This is a genomic window from Streptomyces sp. NPDC098781 (assembly GCF_044759995.1).
GTDB lineage: Bacteria > Actinomycetota > Actinomycetes > Streptomycetales > Streptomycetaceae > Streptomyces.
The window spans coordinates 101,588-118,070 of record NZ_JBIWAK010000004.1; the positions used below are offsets into that span (position 1 = coordinate 101,588).

20 protein-coding genes are annotated in these 16,483 nt (G+C 70.4%); 1 reads left to right on the top strand and 19 read right to left on the bottom strand.

Annotated features, from left to right (window positions below; translation table 11 throughout):
• Positions 1 to 81: 81 nt before the first annotated feature.
• Together tsf and rpsB are read right to left on the bottom strand one after the other, a co-directional pair.
• Positions 82 to 918 carry a translation elongation factor Ts gene (gene tsf / locus ACIQWG_RS17360; protein ID WP_404096102.1) on the bottom strand — a complete coding sequence of 279 codons (837 nt, stop codon included), beginning with the start codon at positions 916 to 918 and terminating at the stop codon, positions 82 to 84.
• A 169-nt stretch (positions 919 to 1,087) separates the two neighbouring features.
• A complete protein-coding gene (gene rpsB / locus ACIQWG_RS17365) occupies positions 1,088 to 2,020 on the bottom strand; it encodes a 30S ribosomal protein S2 (RefSeq protein WP_404096103.1) in 933 nt (310 codons plus the stop codon).
• 395 nt (positions 2,021 to 2,415) lie between these two features.
• On the opposite strand from rpsB, the gene ACIQWG_RS17370 reads away from it, so the two are divergent.
• Entirely contained in the window at positions 2,416 to 2,913 is a 498-nt protein-coding gene (locus ACIQWG_RS17370; RefSeq protein ID WP_404097693.1) for a M23 family metallopeptidase, read from the top strand.
• 349 nt (positions 2,914 to 3,262) lie between these two features.
• Here ACIQWG_RS17370 and ACIQWG_RS17375 read toward each other — a convergent pair whose 3' ends face one another.
• From ACIQWG_RS17375 to ACIQWG_RS17455, 17 genes are all read right to left on the bottom strand, one after another.
• Positions 3,263 to 3,820: a TetR/AcrR family transcriptional regulator gene (locus ACIQWG_RS17375; RefSeq protein WP_404097696.1), complete on the bottom strand. Its 558-nt coding sequence runs from the start codon at positions 3,818 to 3,820 to the stop codon at positions 3,263 to 3,265.
• A gap of 106 nt (positions 3,821 to 3,926) precedes the next feature.
• Complete coding sequence (gene whiG, locus ACIQWG_RS17380; protein WP_404096106.1) at positions 3,927 to 4,769, bottom strand: RNA polymerase sigma factor WhiG; 843 nt, start codon at positions 4,767 to 4,769, stop codon at positions 3,927 to 3,929.
• 307 nt (positions 4,770 to 5,076) lie between these two features.
• A complete protein-coding gene (gene dprA, locus ACIQWG_RS17385) occupies positions 5,077 to 6,237 on the bottom strand; it encodes a DNA-processing protein DprA (protein ID WP_404096109.1) in 1,161 nt (386 codons plus the stop codon).
• Positions 6,234 to 7,859, bottom strand: coding sequence for a YifB family Mg chelatase-like AAA ATPase (locus ACIQWG_RS17390; protein WP_404096112.1), 1,626 nt, complete (start codon positions 7,857 to 7,859; stop codon positions 6,234 to 6,236). Before ACIQWG_RS17390 ends, dprA begins: the two co-directional genes overlap by 4 nt.
• A 1-nt stretch (position 7,860) precedes the next feature.
• Positions 7,861 to 8,223: a YraN family protein gene (locus tag ACIQWG_RS17395; RefSeq protein WP_404096114.1), complete on the bottom strand. Its 363-nt coding sequence runs from the start codon at positions 8,221 to 8,223 to the stop codon at positions 7,861 to 7,863.
• Between the two features lie 217 nt (positions 8,224 to 8,440).
• Entirely contained in the window at positions 8,441 to 8,749 is a 309-nt protein-coding gene (locus ACIQWG_RS17400; RefSeq protein WP_003965949.1) for a DUF2469 domain-containing protein, read from the bottom strand.
• 56 nt (positions 8,750 to 8,805) lie between these two features.
• Positions 8,806 to 9,318: an NUDIX hydrolase gene (locus ACIQWG_RS17405; RefSeq protein ID WP_404096116.1), complete on the bottom strand. Its 513-nt coding sequence runs from the start codon at positions 9,316 to 9,318 to the stop codon at positions 8,806 to 8,808.
• Positions 9,308 to 10,081, bottom strand: a complete 774-nt coding sequence (lepB, locus tag ACIQWG_RS17410; RefSeq protein ID WP_404096119.1) for a signal peptidase I — start codon at positions 10,079 to 10,081, stop codon at positions 9,308 to 9,310. Before lepB (ACIQWG_RS17410) ends, ACIQWG_RS17405 begins: the two co-directional genes overlap by 11 nt.
• Before the next feature lie 115 nt (positions 10,082 to 10,196).
• Positions 10,197 to 11,162 carry a signal peptidase I gene (gene lepB, locus ACIQWG_RS17415; RefSeq protein WP_404096121.1) on the bottom strand — a complete coding sequence of 322 codons (966 nt, stop codon included), beginning with the start codon at positions 11,160 to 11,162 and terminating at the stop codon, positions 10,197 to 10,199.
• Positions 11,050 to 12,141 (bottom strand): signal peptidase I, encoded by a 1,092-nt coding sequence (gene lepB / locus ACIQWG_RS17420; RefSeq protein ID WP_404096124.1) that lies wholly within the window; start codon positions 12,139 to 12,141, stop codon positions 11,050 to 11,052. The genes lepB (ACIQWG_RS17415) and lepB (ACIQWG_RS17420) overlap by 113 nt, the downstream gene beginning before the upstream one ends.
• On the bottom strand, positions 12,134 to 12,862 hold the full coding sequence (gene lepB / locus ACIQWG_RS17425) for a signal peptidase I (RefSeq protein WP_404096127.1): 729 nt from the start codon (positions 12,860 to 12,862) through the stop codon (positions 12,134 to 12,136). Before lepB (ACIQWG_RS17425) ends, lepB (ACIQWG_RS17420) begins: the two co-directional genes overlap by 8 nt.
• 60 nt (positions 12,863 to 12,922) lie before the next feature.
• Positions 12,923 to 13,273 carry a 50S ribosomal protein L19 gene (gene rplS, locus ACIQWG_RS17430; protein ID WP_030048922.1) on the bottom strand — a complete coding sequence of 117 codons (351 nt, stop codon included), beginning with the start codon at positions 13,271 to 13,273 and terminating at the stop codon, positions 12,923 to 12,925.
• A 133-nt stretch (positions 13,274 to 13,406) separates the two neighbouring features.
• Entirely contained in the window at positions 13,407 to 14,240 is an 834-nt protein-coding gene (gene trmD, locus ACIQWG_RS17435; RefSeq protein WP_404096130.1) for a tRNA (guanosine(37)-N1)-methyltransferase TrmD, read from the bottom strand.
• A complete protein-coding gene (gene rimM / locus ACIQWG_RS17440) occupies positions 14,240 to 14,782 on the bottom strand; it encodes a ribosome maturation factor RimM (protein ID WP_404096132.1) in 543 nt (180 codons plus the stop codon). Before rimM ends, trmD begins: the two co-directional genes overlap by 1 nt.
• 83 nt (positions 14,783 to 14,865) lie before the next feature.
• Positions 14,866 to 15,105: an RNA-binding protein gene (locus ACIQWG_RS17445; RefSeq protein WP_003973401.1), complete on the bottom strand. Its 240-nt coding sequence runs from the start codon at positions 15,103 to 15,105 to the stop codon at positions 14,866 to 14,868.
• A gap of 2 nt (positions 15,106 to 15,107) precedes the next feature.
• Complete coding sequence (gene rpsP, locus ACIQWG_RS17450; RefSeq protein WP_404096134.1) at positions 15,108 to 15,527, bottom strand: 30S ribosomal protein S16; 420 nt, start codon at positions 15,525 to 15,527, stop codon at positions 15,108 to 15,110.
• Between the two features lie 346 nt (positions 15,528 to 15,873).
• Positions 15,874 to 16,473 (bottom strand): hypothetical protein, encoded by a 600-nt coding sequence (locus ACIQWG_RS17455; protein ID WP_404096136.1) that lies wholly within the window; start codon positions 16,471 to 16,473, stop codon positions 15,874 to 15,876.
• Positions 16,474 to 16,483: the final 10 nt, after the last annotated feature.

Consider the following 16,483-nt stretch of genomic DNA (forward strand, 5'->3'; position numbering starts at 1 on the left):
CACGCGCGCGTGCGCGGTGCCGGAGTCCGCCAACGACTGCCTTCGACCCTATCGGTGTCGGGCGCCGATCGCGGCACGGACTCAGATGCCGACCTTGATGCGCGAGAAGCGCTTCAGGGTGACACCGGCCTCGTCCAGGACCTTCTGGACGGACTTCTTGTTGTCGAGCGCGTACGGCTGACCGAGCAGCGTGGCGTCCTTGAAGAAGCCGTTGAGGCGACCCTCGACGATCTTCGGCAGGGCGGCCTCGGGCTTGCCCTCGGCGCGGGTGGTCTCCTCGGCGACGCGGCGCTCGGACTCGACGACCTCGGCCGGGACGTCCTCCTTGGAGAGGTACTTCGGCGCGAAGGCGGCGATGTGCTGGGCGATGCCCTTGGCGACCTCGGCGTTCGGCTTGTCCAGCTCGACGAGGACACCGATCTGCGGGGGCAGGTCGGGCATCGTGCGGTGCATGTACGCGAGGACGAAGCCGTCGGTGAACTGTGCGAAGCGGTCCAGGACGATCTTCTCGCCGAGGTTGGCGTTGGCCTCGTCCACGAACGCCTGGACGGTCTTGCCGGCCTCGATCTCGGAGGCGAGCAGGGCCTCGATGTCGGCCGGGGAGGTCTTCGCGACGTGCTCGGCGATCGCGGTGGCGACGGCCTGGAACTTCTCGCCCTTGGCGACGAAGTCCGTCTCGCACTTCAGCTCGACGAGGACACCGGAGGAGTTGTCGTCAGCGATGATCGAGACCACGGCGCCGTTCTCGGCGGAGCGGCCCTCGCGCTTGGCGACGCCCTTCTGGCCCTTGATGCGCAGCGCCTCGACGGCCTTCTCGACGTTGCCCTCGGCCTCGTCCAGCGCCTTCTTGCAGTCCATCATGCCGGCGCCGGTGAGCTCACGGAGCTTCTTGACGTCAGCGGCGGTGTAGTTCGCCATGAGTCTGTGAATCTTTCTCGAAGTCTGGAAGATCGAAGATCTAGGGGGTCTACGGCCCCATGGATTAGCCGGGGCCGCTGACCTTCCGTCGACCTACGGGTGAACGGCGGGAGCGGACTTCACCGCGCCGCGGGCACGGTTGCCGCTCCCGCCGTCAACACCGACGGTGTCAGGCCTGCTCGCCCTCGGCGGCCGGAGCCTCGGCGGCCGGAGCCTCGGCAGCGGGAGCCTCGTCGGCCGGGGCAGCCTCGGCGGCCGGAGCAGCCTCAGCGGCGGGGGCCTCGGCAGCAGCGGCCTCGGCCGGCTTCTCGGCAGCCTCGTCGGCCTTCTTCTCGCCCTCGAGCAGGTCGCGCTCCCACTCGGCGAGCGGCTCGCCCGCGGCCTTCTCGCCCTTGCCCTCCGTCGCCACGCCGGAACGGGCGATGAGGCCCTCGGCGACAGCGTCGGCGATCACACGGGTGAGCAGGGTGACGGAGCGGATCGCGTCGTCGTTGCCCGGGATCTTGTAGTCGACCTCGTCGGGGTCACAGTTGGTGTCGAGGATGGCGACAACCGGAATGTTGAGCTTCCGGGCCTCGCCGACCGCGATGTGCTCCTTCTTGGTGTCCACGATCCAGACGGCGCTGGGCACCTTGGACATCTCGCGGATACCGCCGAGGGTCTTCTCCAGCTTGGCCTTCTCGCGCGAGAGGACCAGCAGCTCCTTCTTGGTGAGGCCGGAGGCGGCCACGTCCTCGAAGTCGATCTGCTCGAGCTCCTTCAGGCGCTGAAGGCGCTTGTAGACGGTCGAGAAGTTGGTGAGCATGCCGCCCAGCCAGCGCTGGTTCACGAAGGGCATGCCGACACGGGTGGCCTGCTCGGCGATGGCCTCCTGCGCCTGCTTCTTCGTGCCGACGAACATGACCGTGCCGCCGTGGGCGACGGTCTCCTTGACGAACTCGTAGGCGCGGTCGATGTACGACAGCGACTGGAGCAGGTCGATGATGTAGATGCCGTTGCGCTCCGTGAAGATGAAGCGCTTCATCTTCGGGTTCCAACGGCGGGTCTGGTGACCGAAGTGGACGCCGCTCTCCAGCAGCTCCCGCATCGTGACGACGGCCATGGCCGCATCTCCTTGAATTTCTCGGTTGTGCCGCAGGTGCCGGACGGCTCCCGCGCCTGACGCCCACATGCGCCGTGCCACAAAGGACCGAGGGGCGCTGATACGAGCCTGGTGGTGGCCTCGTATCGGGGCGTGCGAAGTCGACCCGGTGACCCGGATCGCCAGAAGAAGTGTACGGGACCCGGGAGGCACCGGGTGACGCCGCTGTCCACAACCCAGGAGTTATCCACAGATACCGGCCATGATCCGTGGGGGTGCGGGACGGTTCTCGCATGCGAATGAAGCGATGCGCGAGGACGGCAGGGGTCGCGAGGGCATGCGGGCGGCTGGTGTCACTGCTGCTGTTGACGGCGATCGCCCTGCTGTCACCGGTCCCTCGACTGACCCCGACGTCCATGAGCGCGCCCACCGCACCGGCCCAGGATCCCGCCTTGTCCCCGGTCGCCCGGGCGTGGCCCGTGGGAGTACGCCCTCCGGTCCTGCGCGGCTGGGAGCCTCCGGCGACGACGTACGGCCGAGGCCACCGCGGCGTGGACCTGGCGGCGCCGGCCGGGACACCGGTCAGGGCGGTGGCGGCGGGGCGCGTCTCCTTCGCGGGCCGGGTGGCGGGGAAGGGCGTCGTGTCGGTGGAACTGACGGGGACGGGCGATCCACCGTTGCGCACGACGTACGAACCGGTGCGGGCGGAACTGAAGAAGGGCGACGAGGTGGAGGCCGGGGAGGTGGTGGGGACGGTGGAGGCGAGCGGCTCGCACTGCACGGGAACATGCGTGCACTGGGGCGTACGGAGGGGCGAGACATACCTGGATCCGCTGTCGCTCATGCCGCCGTGGCTGCTGTACAGGGGACCGTCGAGGCTGCTGCCTGTGCTGGGGGTGCCGGTGCCGACCTAGGCGGCACGGCCACGGACGGCGTGGGGGCCATCGAGCGTGCGCAGCCTTTCAGCCGGCGTAGCTCCGGGCAGTCGCGCCGCCGGGAGGCACGGTCGGGCGCAGCGTCACACCGCCGACACCTGGCTGCGTGACGCCCCGGCCTTACCCGCGCCGCCGGGCACTGGCCAGCACAGTCGAGCTGCACGACCGGGAGTAGCGGCACCCGCCTACACCGGGCCACTCGACGCCCCGATCTCAACCGCGCCGCCTGACACCACCCCGCGCCTGGCGACACACGCATCTCCCCCAGGCCCCACCCCGCACCGCCAGGAACCAGCCAACACCCGGTCGGTCGCTCGCTACCGCGACCTCAGCCCCGAACGCCCCTCAACGCCATAGCCACAGCCGCCTCCGTGATCGCCGAAGGCTCCTCCGCCGCGCCCAGTTCGATGCGGCGCACCGCCGCGTCCACGACCCCCTGGAGCAGCATCGCCGCCAGCCGGGGTTCCGCGTGGCCCATCTCAGCCAGGGCCTCGACGATCATCGCGACCAGTCCGCCGTGCGCCGCCCGGATCTTCTCCCGGGCGCCGGCGTCCAGTTCGCTCGCCGAGATCGCCACCACGGCCCGATGCCGCCGGTCCCCCACCAGCGAGAGTTGCCGGCGCACATACGCCTCGACCTTGCCCTCGGGCGTCGCCTCACGCTCCATGGCCGCGGAGACCTCCGCTGCCCAGACGGGGAAGTCGACCTCGCACAGTTCCTCGACCACCGCGGCCCGGGACCGGAAGTACTCGTACACGGACGAGCGCGCGAGCCCCGTCCGCTCGGCGAGAGCCGGGAAGGTCAACGCCTCCGTCCCGCCCTCGGACAACAGGGACCGAGCCGCGTCCAGCAGGGCGGCTCGCTGCATCGACCGGTGCTCGGCCACGGAGGCCGCTCGAATCCTTGGCACGCCAACCACTTTACGGACGTGCCCTGGCGGACGGGAGTGTCTCCGCCGAACCCCGCCCCGCAACCCACGCCGTCCGGCCAGGTCAGCGACCGAACCCAGCCAGCTTCGCCCGCAACTGGAGCACGGACTTGGTGTGGATCTGACTGACCCGGCTCTCGGTCACCCCGAGTACGTTCCCGATCTCGGCGAGCGTGAGCCCCTCGTAGTAGTACAGGGTCACCACGGTCTTCTCCCGCTCGGGCAGGGTGTTGATCGCCCGCGCCAGGAACCTGCGCAGTTCCCGGTCCTCGGCCACCTCCACGGGATTGTCCGCGGCGTGGTCCTCCAGCGTGTCCATGACGCTCAGCCCGTCGCCGCCCTCCCCGCCGACGTGCAGCAACTCCTCCAGCGCCACCACGTTCGCCAGGGACAGCTGGCTGAAGACCGAGTGGAGTTCCTCCACCGCGATCCCCATCTCGACGGCCACCTCGGCCTCCGTCGGCGTCCGTCGCAGCCGCGCCTCCAGGGTCGCGTACGCCCGCTCCACGTTGCGGGCCTTCTGCCGCACCGAGCGCGGGATCCAGTCCAGCGCCCTGAGCTCGTCGATCATCGCGCCTCGGATCCGCGTGATCGCGTACGTCTCGAACTTGATCTCCCGGTCGATGTCGAACTTCTCGATCGCGTCGATCAGTCCGAACACCCCCGACGACACGAAGTCCGCCTGCTCCACATTGGGCGGCAGACCGACGCTCACCCGCCCCGCCACGTACTTGACGAGCGGCGAGTAGTGCAGGATCAGCTGCTCGCGCAATCGCTCGTCCCCCGTCGCCTTGTACGACCGCCACAGCTCGTCGAGCGTCGAGGGAGCGGGCGGCCGCACGCTGCCATCGTCACGGGCGGCTGGGGGGATCGCCGCCCGGTCGGACCCGGAGGTGTGCTGGGGCATTCGTTGCCTAGTGCCGTTCTGCCGTGAAGTGCGGGGGTGCTTTGGGGGAGCTGTCGGTCTGATGTCGTTCTGGTGCCGTTCTGGGGACCTTCCGGTGCCGAGGTGCCGGTCTGAGCCGGAATCCTCGTGAGCGTAGCGTGACTGCGGTGTCGCGGTGCGCGAAGAGCGGAGCGCATGCCGTACGGAGATACGTTCCGCCGGACGCCCCGGCGGGGCATGGCGATCGCGCTGCGTGATCACCCGAACACCCCAACTGGGGGAATTCTCAAGGGCGTCCGTGTTCCCCCGTACGGCCGAACACGCTCGGTCAGCGGCCGCCGCGACCGGCCCGAACGGACATCAACGCCTGGCGTGTCAACTTCCAGCTGTCGCCGTGTCGTTCGACGTAGCCAAGTGAGCGGAGTTCGTACAGTCTCGCGATCGCGTCGTCCTCGGTGGTCTGCGCGCCGCGCGCGATCTCGTCGGCTCGCGCCGCGCGTCGGCCGGGCAGCGCGGCCAGGATCCGCCGGGCCGCCGGCTCCAGCAGATCGCGCGGCAGGACGGGTCCGCGGCGCTCGGGGGCCAGCTCTCCCATGTCGCCGACCAGTTCGACGACCTCGGCGGCGTTGGTGACGAGGACGGCGTCCCCGCGCAGCAGTTCGTGGACGCCTGCCGAGAGGCCGCTGGTGGCCGCGCCGGGAACGCCCATCGTGTGGCGGCCAAACCGCTGGGCCGCCCGTGCGGTGACCAGTGAGCCGCTGCGATGGGCCGCCTCGACGACGACCGTGCCCCGGGTCAGCGCGGCGATCACCCGGTTCCGCACGATGAATCTGCTGGGCGTGGGATGGTCCCCGGGCGGCAGCTCCCCGATCACGAGTCCCTGTTCGGCGATCCTGTTGATCAACTGCGTGTGTCCACGCGGATAGGGCCGGTCGACCCCGCAGGCGAGCACGGCGACGGTGGCTCCGCCGGCGCCGAGGGCACCCCGGTGTGCGGCGCCGTCGACCCCGTAGGCGCCGCCGGAGACGACCACCCAGCCCCGCTCGGCGAGCCCGGCGGCGAGGGTGGCGGCCATATGGGCGCCGTACTCGGTGCAGGCGCGGGCCCCGACGACGGCCACGGACCGCAGGGCCCACATGCGCAGAGCGGCCCGTCCCCGCACCCACAACCCCAGGGGCCGCGCGTCCCCCAGGTCGTCGAGCTGCCCGGGCCACTCGACGTCCCGTGGGCACAGGAACCGCACCCCGGCGTCCCGAGCCACCTCAAGATCCCGGCCGGGCTGGGCGTGCGCCGCCCGGGCCCGCATTCCCTCCCACCGCTTGAAGGTCACCCCGGGCAAGGGCTCCGCCCCGTCCCGCAAGCGCCGCACCACCTCGCCCACCCCGAATTCCCGGACCCACCGCCCGGCGAGTTCGTCGCCCGGTTCGAGCACGCGGCTGAGGAAGACCCGGCCGAGCACTTCGCCGTCCGGGTCCTCGTTCCGGCTCATGCCGGCGCCCCGATGGCCATGGGCACGCCGCGCGGCACACCGGTGCGCAGTTGCAGGGCCAGGGCGACGTCCGTCGCGTCGGGCCGGTCGTGGCCGGCCAGGTCGGCGACGGTCCAGGCGACGCGCAGGACTCGGTCGAGTCCGCGGGCGGTCAGTACGCCCCGTTCCAGGTTGCGTTCCGCCTCGTCCATGGCGCCGACCGTCGCGTACCAGCGGCTGCGCAGTTCCCGTCCGGGGATCTCGGCGTTGGTCCGCCACGGGGTGCCGGCGAGCCGGGCGGCCGCTCGCTCGCGGGCGGCGCGGACCCGCTCGGCGACCGTGGCCGTGGACTCGCCTCTGGCTCCGCGCTCGGTCAGCTGGGCCCGGGTGACCCGGTCCACCTCGACCCGGAGGTCGACCCGGTCGAGCAGCGGCCCGGACAGCCTCGCCTGGTAGCGGCGGATCGCCGAGGACGGGCATTCGCACAGGGCGTCGTTCTGCGAGAAGCGGCCGCAGGGGCAGGGGTTCGCGGCGAGCACCATCTGGAACTTCGCCGGGAACCGCACCACGCCCGCACTGCGCGCGATCACGACATGCCCGGCCTCCAGGGGCTGCCGCAGCGCGTCGAGGGCTCGGCTGTTGAACTCCGGCGTCTCGTCGAGAAACAGCACGCCCCGGTGGGAGAGGGAGACCGCGCCGGGCCGTGCGATGCCGGGTCCGCCGCCGACGAGTGCCTGCATGGTCGCCGAGTGGTGCGGGGCGCAGTAGGGGGCGACGTCGATCAGGGGCTTGCCCGGGGGCAGCAGGCCCGCCACCGAGTGGACCGCCGTGACCTCCAGCGACTCCTCCCTCCTGAGCCGCGGCAGGACGGCCGGCAGCCGCTCCGCGAGCATCGTCTTGCCGGCGCCGGGCGGCCCCTCCAGGAACAGGTGATGTCCGCCCGCCGCGGCCACCTCCACGGCCGTACGGGCCGAGATCTGGCCCACCACGTCGGCCATGTCGTGCCCTTGGTCGAGCTGGGTCGCGCCCATGCTGTGCATCCCCGTGGCCGCGCCCGTCCCCGGCATCCGCAGGCCCGCGAGGAGCGGGTCCGGACGGCCCTGTTCCTCGGGTTCCTCGTCGGGCACGGGTTCGTCGGCGAGAACGGCGATCAGCTGGCGCAGACTGCGCACTCCGAGGACCGACACCCCCGGCACCAGGGACGCCTCGGCGGCGGCGCACTCCGGCACGACCACCTGCTCGTATCCGGCGTCCGCGGCGGCCAGCACGGCCGGGAGGATGCCCCGGACGGGGCGCACGCGTCCGTCCAGTCCCAGTTCGCCGATCATCACGATGTCGGCGAGAACCCGTGGATCGATGCGCTCCGCGGCACCGAGGACGGCACACGCGACGGCCAGGTCGAATCCGCTGCCCGCCTTGGGCACCGAGGCCGGGCTGAGCCCGACCGTGAGCTTCTTCTGCGGCCACTCACCGCCCGAGTTCACGACCGCGGCCCGGACCCGGTCCCGGCTCTCCGTCAGGCTCTTGTCCGGCAGTCCCACCAAGGTGAAGGCCGCGACGCCGGGCTCCAGATCCGCCTGGACCTCGACCACCACACCCTCGACGCCGACCAGCGCCACCGAGCACGTACGAGCGAAGCCCATGTCAGGCCACCCCCCGCGCGTGCTCCACGACGGGCGCGCCCCGCTCCGGCAGCAGGACGCCGACCAGATCGATGCGGACGCCTCCCGGTGGGGCGCCTCCGTGGGTGTGCAGCCAGCTCTCCGCGAGGCCCCGCAGGCGCTGCGCCTTCTCCGGGGTCACCGCGGCCATCGGATGCTCGAAGGCACCCTTCCTGCGGGTCTTGACCTCGCACACGACCAGGACGTCGCCGTCCCGCGCCACGATGTCGATCTCTCCGGTCCGGCCCGAGCGCCAGTTGCGTTCCAGAACCGTCATCCCGGCCTCGACCAGCCGCCGCGCGGCCAGGGTCTCGCCGTACCTGCCGAGTGCATTTCGTGCGTTCATGTCGGCACCACCTCCGGCGCCAACGATCACGCGAACCGGCCCACCGAGTTGATCTTGGTGGACTACCTACCGGTTGTGGAAAAACCCGTCACCCACACGAGTCGGCACACACGAGTCCGTGCATTCGAGTCCCAGCACAACGAGTCAGCGCACACGAGTCCGCACACAAGCCTCCACCCGCAGTCCGCACACAAGCGTCCGCACGCCCAGCCGACCGTCACCCGCCCGGCAACTCCAGGTCACTCTTGTTCAGCTCCTCGATGTTCACGTCCTTGAACGTCAACACCCGCACCTGCTTCACGAAGCGCGCCGGCCGGTACATGTCCCACACCCAGGCGTCGGCCATGGACACTTCAAAAAACACCTCACCCTGGACCGAATGCACCTGCATCTCGTAGTCGTTGGTCAGGTAGAAGCGCCGCTCGGTCTCGATCACATACTTGAACAGACCGACGACATCGCGGTACTCCCGATAGAGCTTGAGCTCCATCTCGGTCTCGTACTTCTCGAGGTCCTCGGCGCTCATGGCATGTTCCCCTTCAGCCGTGCGATCCACCCATTGTGCGCCAGTCCCGTCAGCACCTAGACAATTTCGGTGTCAAGGGTCACGGGCCCGGCGGGGGGACCTTCGTCGAGCAGTGTGCGCAGCAGCTCGGCGAGTCTGGTCGGATACACCGTCTCATGTGCTCGGGCAAGTTCCTGACACGTCCACCAGCGCGCACCGGCGACGCTGCGCCGCTCCAGTTCGGTGAGGCCCATGGCCCGGGTCGCCGTCTGTGTCGTACGGGCCAGGTAGTACCACTCGTCCTGGTCCCAGCGACGGCCCGCGAACGGGAACGAGCACATCCGCCGCCACAGCACGGGGCCGAGTTCGACCTCCGTGATGCCGGTCTCCTCGGCGAGTTCCCGCAGCGCGGCCTCTTCGCGCGTCTCGTCGCCCTCCAGTCCCCCGCCGGGCGTGAACCACCAGTCGTCGGCCGGATCCTCCGGCTCATGGCCGTGCAGGAGCAGGATGCGGTCGTCGGGGTCGAGCAGCACCACCCGGGCGACCTTCCGGAGCTCGCGCGCCTGGTCCCGCGCCGCTTCAGCGGGCACTCGCGGGCTCCGTCCGACTGCCGCTGCGGCTGCCCAGCCGCTGCGCGATCGGGCCGTACGCCCCGCCGCCCAGGACCAGCACCGCGCCCACGACGATCAGGACGCCGACCGTGCCGAGCGGCCCCGGCGAGGACAGCGCGCCGAGCTTCTCGAAGCCGGTGGGACGCTCCAGCATGCCGTCCATGGGCCAGACGACGGCGTCCACGCGGGCCGACACGGCGCTGCGCGCCACCGTGCCGCTCGCGGCGTCCGTGAGGTGCGCCGAGGAGTCCAGGGAGCCGCTGCGCTCGTCGCCGAGGAGGAAGAGCCGGTCCTTCGGCACCGTCACGGTCGGGAAGTTCTGGAGCTCGGCAAGGTCGTCCTGGGCCAGGTACGGCTCGTCGATCCGCTTGCCGTTGACGGTCAGCTTGCCGTTGGTGCCGGCGACCGTGTCACCGCCGACCGCGACCACGCGCTTGACGACGGGCGCGTTGGTCACCCAGGTCTTGTCGGTGAAGACGACGACGTCACCACGGCGTACGTCCGCGCCCTCGACGCGCTCGGCCAGCACCCGGTCACCGGCGCCGATCGTCGGCGCCATCGAACTGGTGGGCACGGTGTACGGCCGGTAGACCACCGCTCCCCAGGCGAACCCGCCCAGGAACAGCACCAGGCCCAGCGCCACGGCCAGCCCGGACAACCGCTGTCCGAGCCGGCTGCCCGCCGGGCCCCTGCTCGCACCGCTGTCACGCGGCGCCGTACGTGTCGTGCTCTCGCCACCCATGGATCCGCACCCTACCCGGCGGTACCGACACCGGGCAGCCCCTCCCCGGGCCCCGAGGTCAGGGGCTCGGCAAAGCTTTGCCCAGCGATTGCGCGCCGAGCGGGCACGAGGACGTTCAGCGCGTCTGGGCCGCCTTGTTCCGCTGCCGACGCCACAGCACCAGCGGAACCGCGCCCATCAGGGCGAGGCCCTGCGGCGCGACCGTCAGCGCGGCCGACCGGGCGTTCAGGTTCTGCTCGAAGGTGTCCGGAACCGGCAGGTTGTCCCAGCGGTTCACCGGCCAGGCGATCACGACGGCGCGGCCGACGACCTCGTCGACGGGGACCATGCCGTGGTTCTTGTCGGACTGGTTGTAGCGCGAGTCCCGGGAGTTCTGGCGGTGGTCGCCCATGACCCAGATGAAGCCCTCGGGGACCTTGACCTTGAACTGGCCGCCCTGGTCGTCCATGCTGCACGGCGTGTTGCCGGGGTAGACGTACGGCTCGTTCAGCGCCTTGCCGTTGACCAGCAGCGGGCCGGTCTTCTTGCACTCGATCGTGTCACCGCCGACCCCGACCACGCGCTTGATCAGGTCCTTCTCCTCCGCGGACGGCATCAGGCCGATCCAGCTGAGGAAGGTCTGAAGGGCGTTGGGGTCCGGGGTGGGCTCACCCGCCAGCCAGTTGTCGGGGTCGTGGAAGACGACGACCTCGCCGCGCTCGGGCTCGGAGCCGAACCAGGGGGTGAGCTTGTCGACCAGGACGCGGTCACCCTGCTGAAGGGTGTTCTGCATCGAGTCGGAGGGGATCGAGAACGCCTGTACCAGGAAGGTCTTGATCAGCAGCGCGAGGACCAGCGCGATACCGACCAGGATGGGCAGCTCCTTCCAGAAGGAGCGCTGCTTCTTCGGCGCGGGGGCCGCCCCGGACCCCTGACCGTCGGTCGGCGGCTGCCCGCCGGACCCTGCGCCGCCGCCGGTCTCCCCGGGCTCATTCCCGGAGGTCACGGCGCCGTCCGCGGCCGGGTCGGCTGCTCCCACGGGGTGTCCGCGGTGCTCCTCGCCGTCGTGCCCGGACCGTGCGCCAACCGCCACATCCCCCACGCCAACTCCTTACTCTGTGCCGCCGCCTGCCCCATATCCGGCGCAGGCCCACCACTCCCATAACGAGCGGGAGTTCCGCAGGGGTCGGGAGCTGGATCGTTCCGTTCGAATCGTCGGAAGCAACCCTATGCGACAGCTGGGGAGTCGCGGTCGACCCCGTCGCCGAGTCGGACACCGAAGCGTACGTGTTCGGCTCCTCCAGGGTCGTCCAGTGACCGAACGGCCAGGCGATCCACATCGCCCGTCCGACCACCTCGTCCTCGGAGACCGTGCCGCCGTAGTCCTGGTCCTGGTGCGCGCGGGAGTCCGCGGAGTTGGCCCGGTGGTCGCCCATCACCCACAGCCGGCCCTGCGGCACGGTGATGTCGAACCGCGCCTCGGAGGGGGCGTTGCCGGGGTACAGATAGTCCTCGTTCAGGGGAACCCCGTTGACGGTGACCCGTCCTTGCGTGTCACAGCACTTGACGCGGTCGCCGCCGACGCCGACGACCCGCTTGATGAGGTCCTTCTCGTCGTCGGACGGCAGCAGGCCGATGAAGGTGAGCGCCTCCTTGACCTGCTTGACGACGACGGGGTCCTCCTTCTTCACCGTCGTCTGCTCGTCCTGGAGCCAGCCGCCGGGGTCCTTGAAGACGACGACGTCACCGCGCTGCGGCTTGGAGCCGAACCAGGGGGTGAGCTTGTCGACCAGGACGCGGTCGCCGATCTGGATCGTCGCCTCCATGGAGCCGGAGGGGATCACGAAGGCCTGGACGAGGAAGGTCTTCAGGACGAGCGCTATGAGGACCGCGACGCCGACGAGGAGGGGTATCTCCTTGATCGCGGAGCGCCTGCGGCGTCGTTTGACCTTGCGCTGGAGCTTGCGGCGCTCCGCGCGCGTACGGCCGCCCGCGGGACTGGCGGAACGCCGTACACCGGTGGGCAGCAGATTGTCGGCGGGGCTGCTGGGCACACCGCGGGGCTTGCCACGGTTACCCATGCGCGCCCTCCGTCGACGGCACGCGCGCGTAGGCGTCGGCTCGGTGCAGACGGGTCCAGTGGGCGGACGGCCAGACGATCCAGTCGGCGCGGCCGACGACGTCGCCGACCGGGATCATGCCGCCGCCGGGCGAGCCCAGATGGTCGCGGGAGTCGCTGGAGGCGCTGCGGTGGTCGCCAAGGACGAACAGGGTGCCGTCGGGCACGACGACGTCGAAGCGCACGGTGGACGGGCTGTCGCCGGGGTACAGGAACGTCGACTCGTCGACCGACCGGCCGTTCACCTGGATCCTCCCCTGCTTGTCACAGCAGACCACCTGGTCTCCCCCCACACCCACAACGCGTTTGATGTAGTCGGCTTCCCCGAAATACCCGGTTCCATCGAACACGACAACATCCCCGCGCCGCGGATCGGCACCGAAACGGTACGCCAACTTATTTACGAGAACGCGGTCCCCGATCCTCAATCCGGACTCCATGGATCCGCTGGGAATCTCGAACGGCCGTACCACGAACGTGTTGAGCAGCAGCAGGAACACCAGCAGGACCAGCAGGGTCAGGCTGATCCGCCCGCCCGGCAGCCACGCGGCGACCCGCTCGGTGAGCCGGGCCGCCAACGCGAAGCGCGACCGTCCCTCCCGTCCCTCCGGGTCCGAGATCGTCTCGGAGTCGGAAGGTCGGGAGGAGCGGTCGCGCTGCGTCGGCTGTGCTTCGGTGTCCATCGGGGCCAGATGCTATCCGGCCCCGCTTGGGACCCCGTGGGGGCGAGCCCCCGAAAGCGCTCAGTTCTCGCGCTTCTCCTTGATCTTCGCCGCCTTGCCGCGCAGGTCACGCAGGTAGTACAGCTTGGCGCGACGCACGTCACCGCGGGTGACGAGCTCGATCTTCTCGACGATCGGGGTGTGCACCGGGAAGGTGCGCTCGACGCCGACGGAGAAGGAGACCTTGCGGACCGTGAAGGTCTCGCGCACGCCGGCGCCCTGGCGGCGGATCACAACGCCCTTGAACTGCTGCACACGGGAGCGGTTGCCCTCGATGACGCGGACGTGGACGTTGACGGTGTCGCCCGGGCGGAAGGCCGGGACGTCGCTGCGCAGCGACGCGGCGTCGACGGAGTCGAGCAGGTGAGACATTTCGTCTGCTTTCTTCGCCCATGCCACAGGTCATAGGCGGGAGATAGGTTCTTCGTGAGGTGCTGTTCGCGTCGGGGCGGGCGTCGTGTCCCCCTGTGGCAGGGGCGCATGCCGGACGGCGCACAACAGCGGCCTATTCTTCCACGGCCTCGGTCCTGCGCCAAAATCGGCCGAACCGCTCCCCCTCCGGGTCGGGCGTCCAGCCCAGGATGGAGAGCATCTCGCGGTCCTTCTTGTCGAAGGCCTTGGGGTCGCAACGCTCGATGAGGTCGGGCCGGTTGGCCGTCGTACGCCTGAGGGCCTCGTCCCGCCGCCAGCGGGCGATCTTGCCGTGGTGGCCGCTGAGCAGCACGTCGGGGATGTCCCGGCCGCGCCACTCGGGCGGCTTGGTGTAGACGGGGCCCTCCAGGAGGCTCGCCATCGCGCCGGGCGCGAAGGAGTCGTCCCGGTGGGACTCGGCGTTGCCCAGGACGCCGGGCAGCAGACGGGCCACGGCCTCGGTGATGACCAGTACGGCCGCCTCACCGCCGGCGAGGACGTAGTCGCCGATGGACACCTCATGGACCGGCATGCGCGTCGCGTACTCGTCGATGACGCGGCGGTCGATGCCCTCGTAGCGGGCCGGCGTGAAGATCAGCCAAGGCCGCTCGGAGAGTTCGACGGCGAGCTCCTGGGTGAAGGGGCGGCCGCTCGGGGTGGGGACGATCAGCGAGGGCGCGCGTGAGCCGGTCTCGTAGCCGTCGGCCAGGACGGAGTCCAGCGCGTCACCCCAGGGGTCGGTCTTCATGACCATGCCCGGGCCGCCGCCGTACGGGGTGTCGTCGACGGTGTTGTGACGGTCGTACGTCCAGCCGCGCAGGTCGTGCACGTGGACGTTCAGCTGCCCACGCGCGCGTGCCTTGCCGACCAGGGAGACGTTCAGGGGCTCCAGGTACTCGGGGAAGATCGTGACGACGTCGAGGCGCATCAGGACTCGTCCCGATCGGAGGCGATCTCCGCGCGGTCGTCGATCAGGCCGGGCGGCGGCGTGATCACGGCTCGCTGCTCCTCCAGATCGATCTCCGCGACGATCTCCTCGACGAACGGGATCAGGACCTCGCTGCCGTCGGGGCGCTCCACGATGAACAGGTCCTGCGAGGGCAGATGGGAGATCTCGGTGATCCGGCCGATCTCGACGCCGTCCCCGGTGACCACGTCCAGATCGATCAGCTGGTGGTCGTAGTACTCGTCCTCTTCCTCGGGCAGCTCTTCCGGATCGATCTCGGCGATCAGCAGGGTGTTGCGCAGCGCCTCGGCGGCGGTGCGGTCGGCGACGCCCGCGAAGCGCAGCAGGAGACGGCCGCTGTGGACGCGTCCGGTCTCGATGGTGAGCGGGCCCGCGGTGGCGGGATCGGTGGCGAGTACGGCGCCGGGCGCGAGCCTGCGCTCCGGCTCGTCGGTACGGACCTCGACGGTGACCTCGCCCTTGATGCCATGGGCACGGCCGATCCGTGCGACTACCAGCTGCACGAGTCCAAATCTCCTGTCGTACGACTACGGGCCGGGGACGGCCCAGTGGCCCTCCCCGGCCCGAGCCGGTGCTGCGTTCGGCGTCAGCGGACGTGGTCCACGTCGACGAGGTCGACGCGGACACCGCGGCCGCCGATGGCGCCCACGACGGTGCGCAGAGCGCGTGCGGTACGGCCGTTGCGACCGATCACCTTGCCGAGGTCGTCGGGGTGGACCCGGACCTCCAGCACGCGCCCGCGGCGCAGGTTGCGGGATGCGACCTGCACATCGTCAGGGTTGTCGACGATGCCCTTCACGAGGTGCTCGAGAGCCTCCTCGAGCATGCTCAGGCCTCGGCCGACTCGGACTCGGCGGCAGCCTCGTCCTTCTTCTCCGCCTTCTTCTTCTGGGTGATCGCCTCACCCTTGCCCTCGTCGTCGCCACCAAGGGCCTCGAACGACGGGCGCGCCTTCTTCGGCTCGGCAACCAGCAGCGGAGCCGGGGCGGGCTCGCCCTTGAACTTCTGCCAGTCGCCGGTCTTCTTCAGAATGGCGAGGACGGGCTCGGTCGGCTGCGCGCCGACACCCAGCCAGTACGCCACACGCTCGGCGTCCACCTCCATGACCGACGGGTTGTAGGTCGGGTGGTACTTGCCGATCTCCTCGATCGCACGGCCGTCACGGCGGGTGCGGGAGTCGGCGACGACGATGCGGTAGTGAGGCGAACGGATCTTGCCCAGACGCTTCAGCTTGATCTTGACTGCCACGGGAGTGGGTTCTCCTGGTTTTGACGTGGTTGGGCACGGCGAGAATGCCGCGTGGGGTTGCGGTACCCGAGTGCCCGATGGACGCGTCAGCCGGAGGCGAGAGGGTTCCTGTGCGGCTGTCGAGTACAGCTAGCCATTGTGCCACACCTGCGGGTCCCTCTGAGCCGAGGGGCAGAGACGGCTCCTGGGCATGACTGAGAGGCACCCGGCGGTCGGGGTGCCTCAGGAGGGCTGGTCGCGCGGCCCGGCGGCGTCGGGATGCCGCTGCGACCGCGCAGCGGCATCCCGGCGTCGATGCCACGTCCTGAACCGGCAGCCACGAGATGCCGGTGCCGACGTGGCACGGTTACGCCGCTCCGACCACCTCGGGAATCCGGAACGGCTTGCCGCAGCCGCCGCACACGATCGGGGCCTGGGCCAGGACCGAGGGGACGACCCGGACGTTGCGACCGCAGTCGCAGACCGCCTTGACGCGGACTCCGCCGCCGGACGAGCCGTGCCGGGCCGCCGGACCGCGGAAGGTGCGGCTGGTGTTCTCGGCGGAGGTCGCGGCGGTGTGGGCCTTCAGTGCGCGCTGGAGGCGTTCGATGGTCGGGCGGTAGCGCCGCTTCGCCTCGGGGTTGAGCGTGACCAGGGAGAAGCCGCTGCTCGGGTGCGGCTCCTCCGGGTGGTCGAGGCCCAGCTCCTCGGCGATCGCGAGGAATCTGCGGTTGTGGTAGCGGCCGGCCCGGGAGGTGTCGCGGACGCCGCGCGCGGCGGCGATGCCATGGACTGCCTCGTGAAGCAGTCGCTCGAAGGAGAGCTCGTGACCGCACGCGGACGACGACTCCCCGATCAGGGACTCTGGCGCGGCGAGATCTGGCAGCTCGGGGTGGTACCGCTGAATGTCGGCCCACGCCTGTGCCAGCTCTGCGGCGAGAACAGGTGGTGTCTGTGTCGTGCTCACGTAATGACAA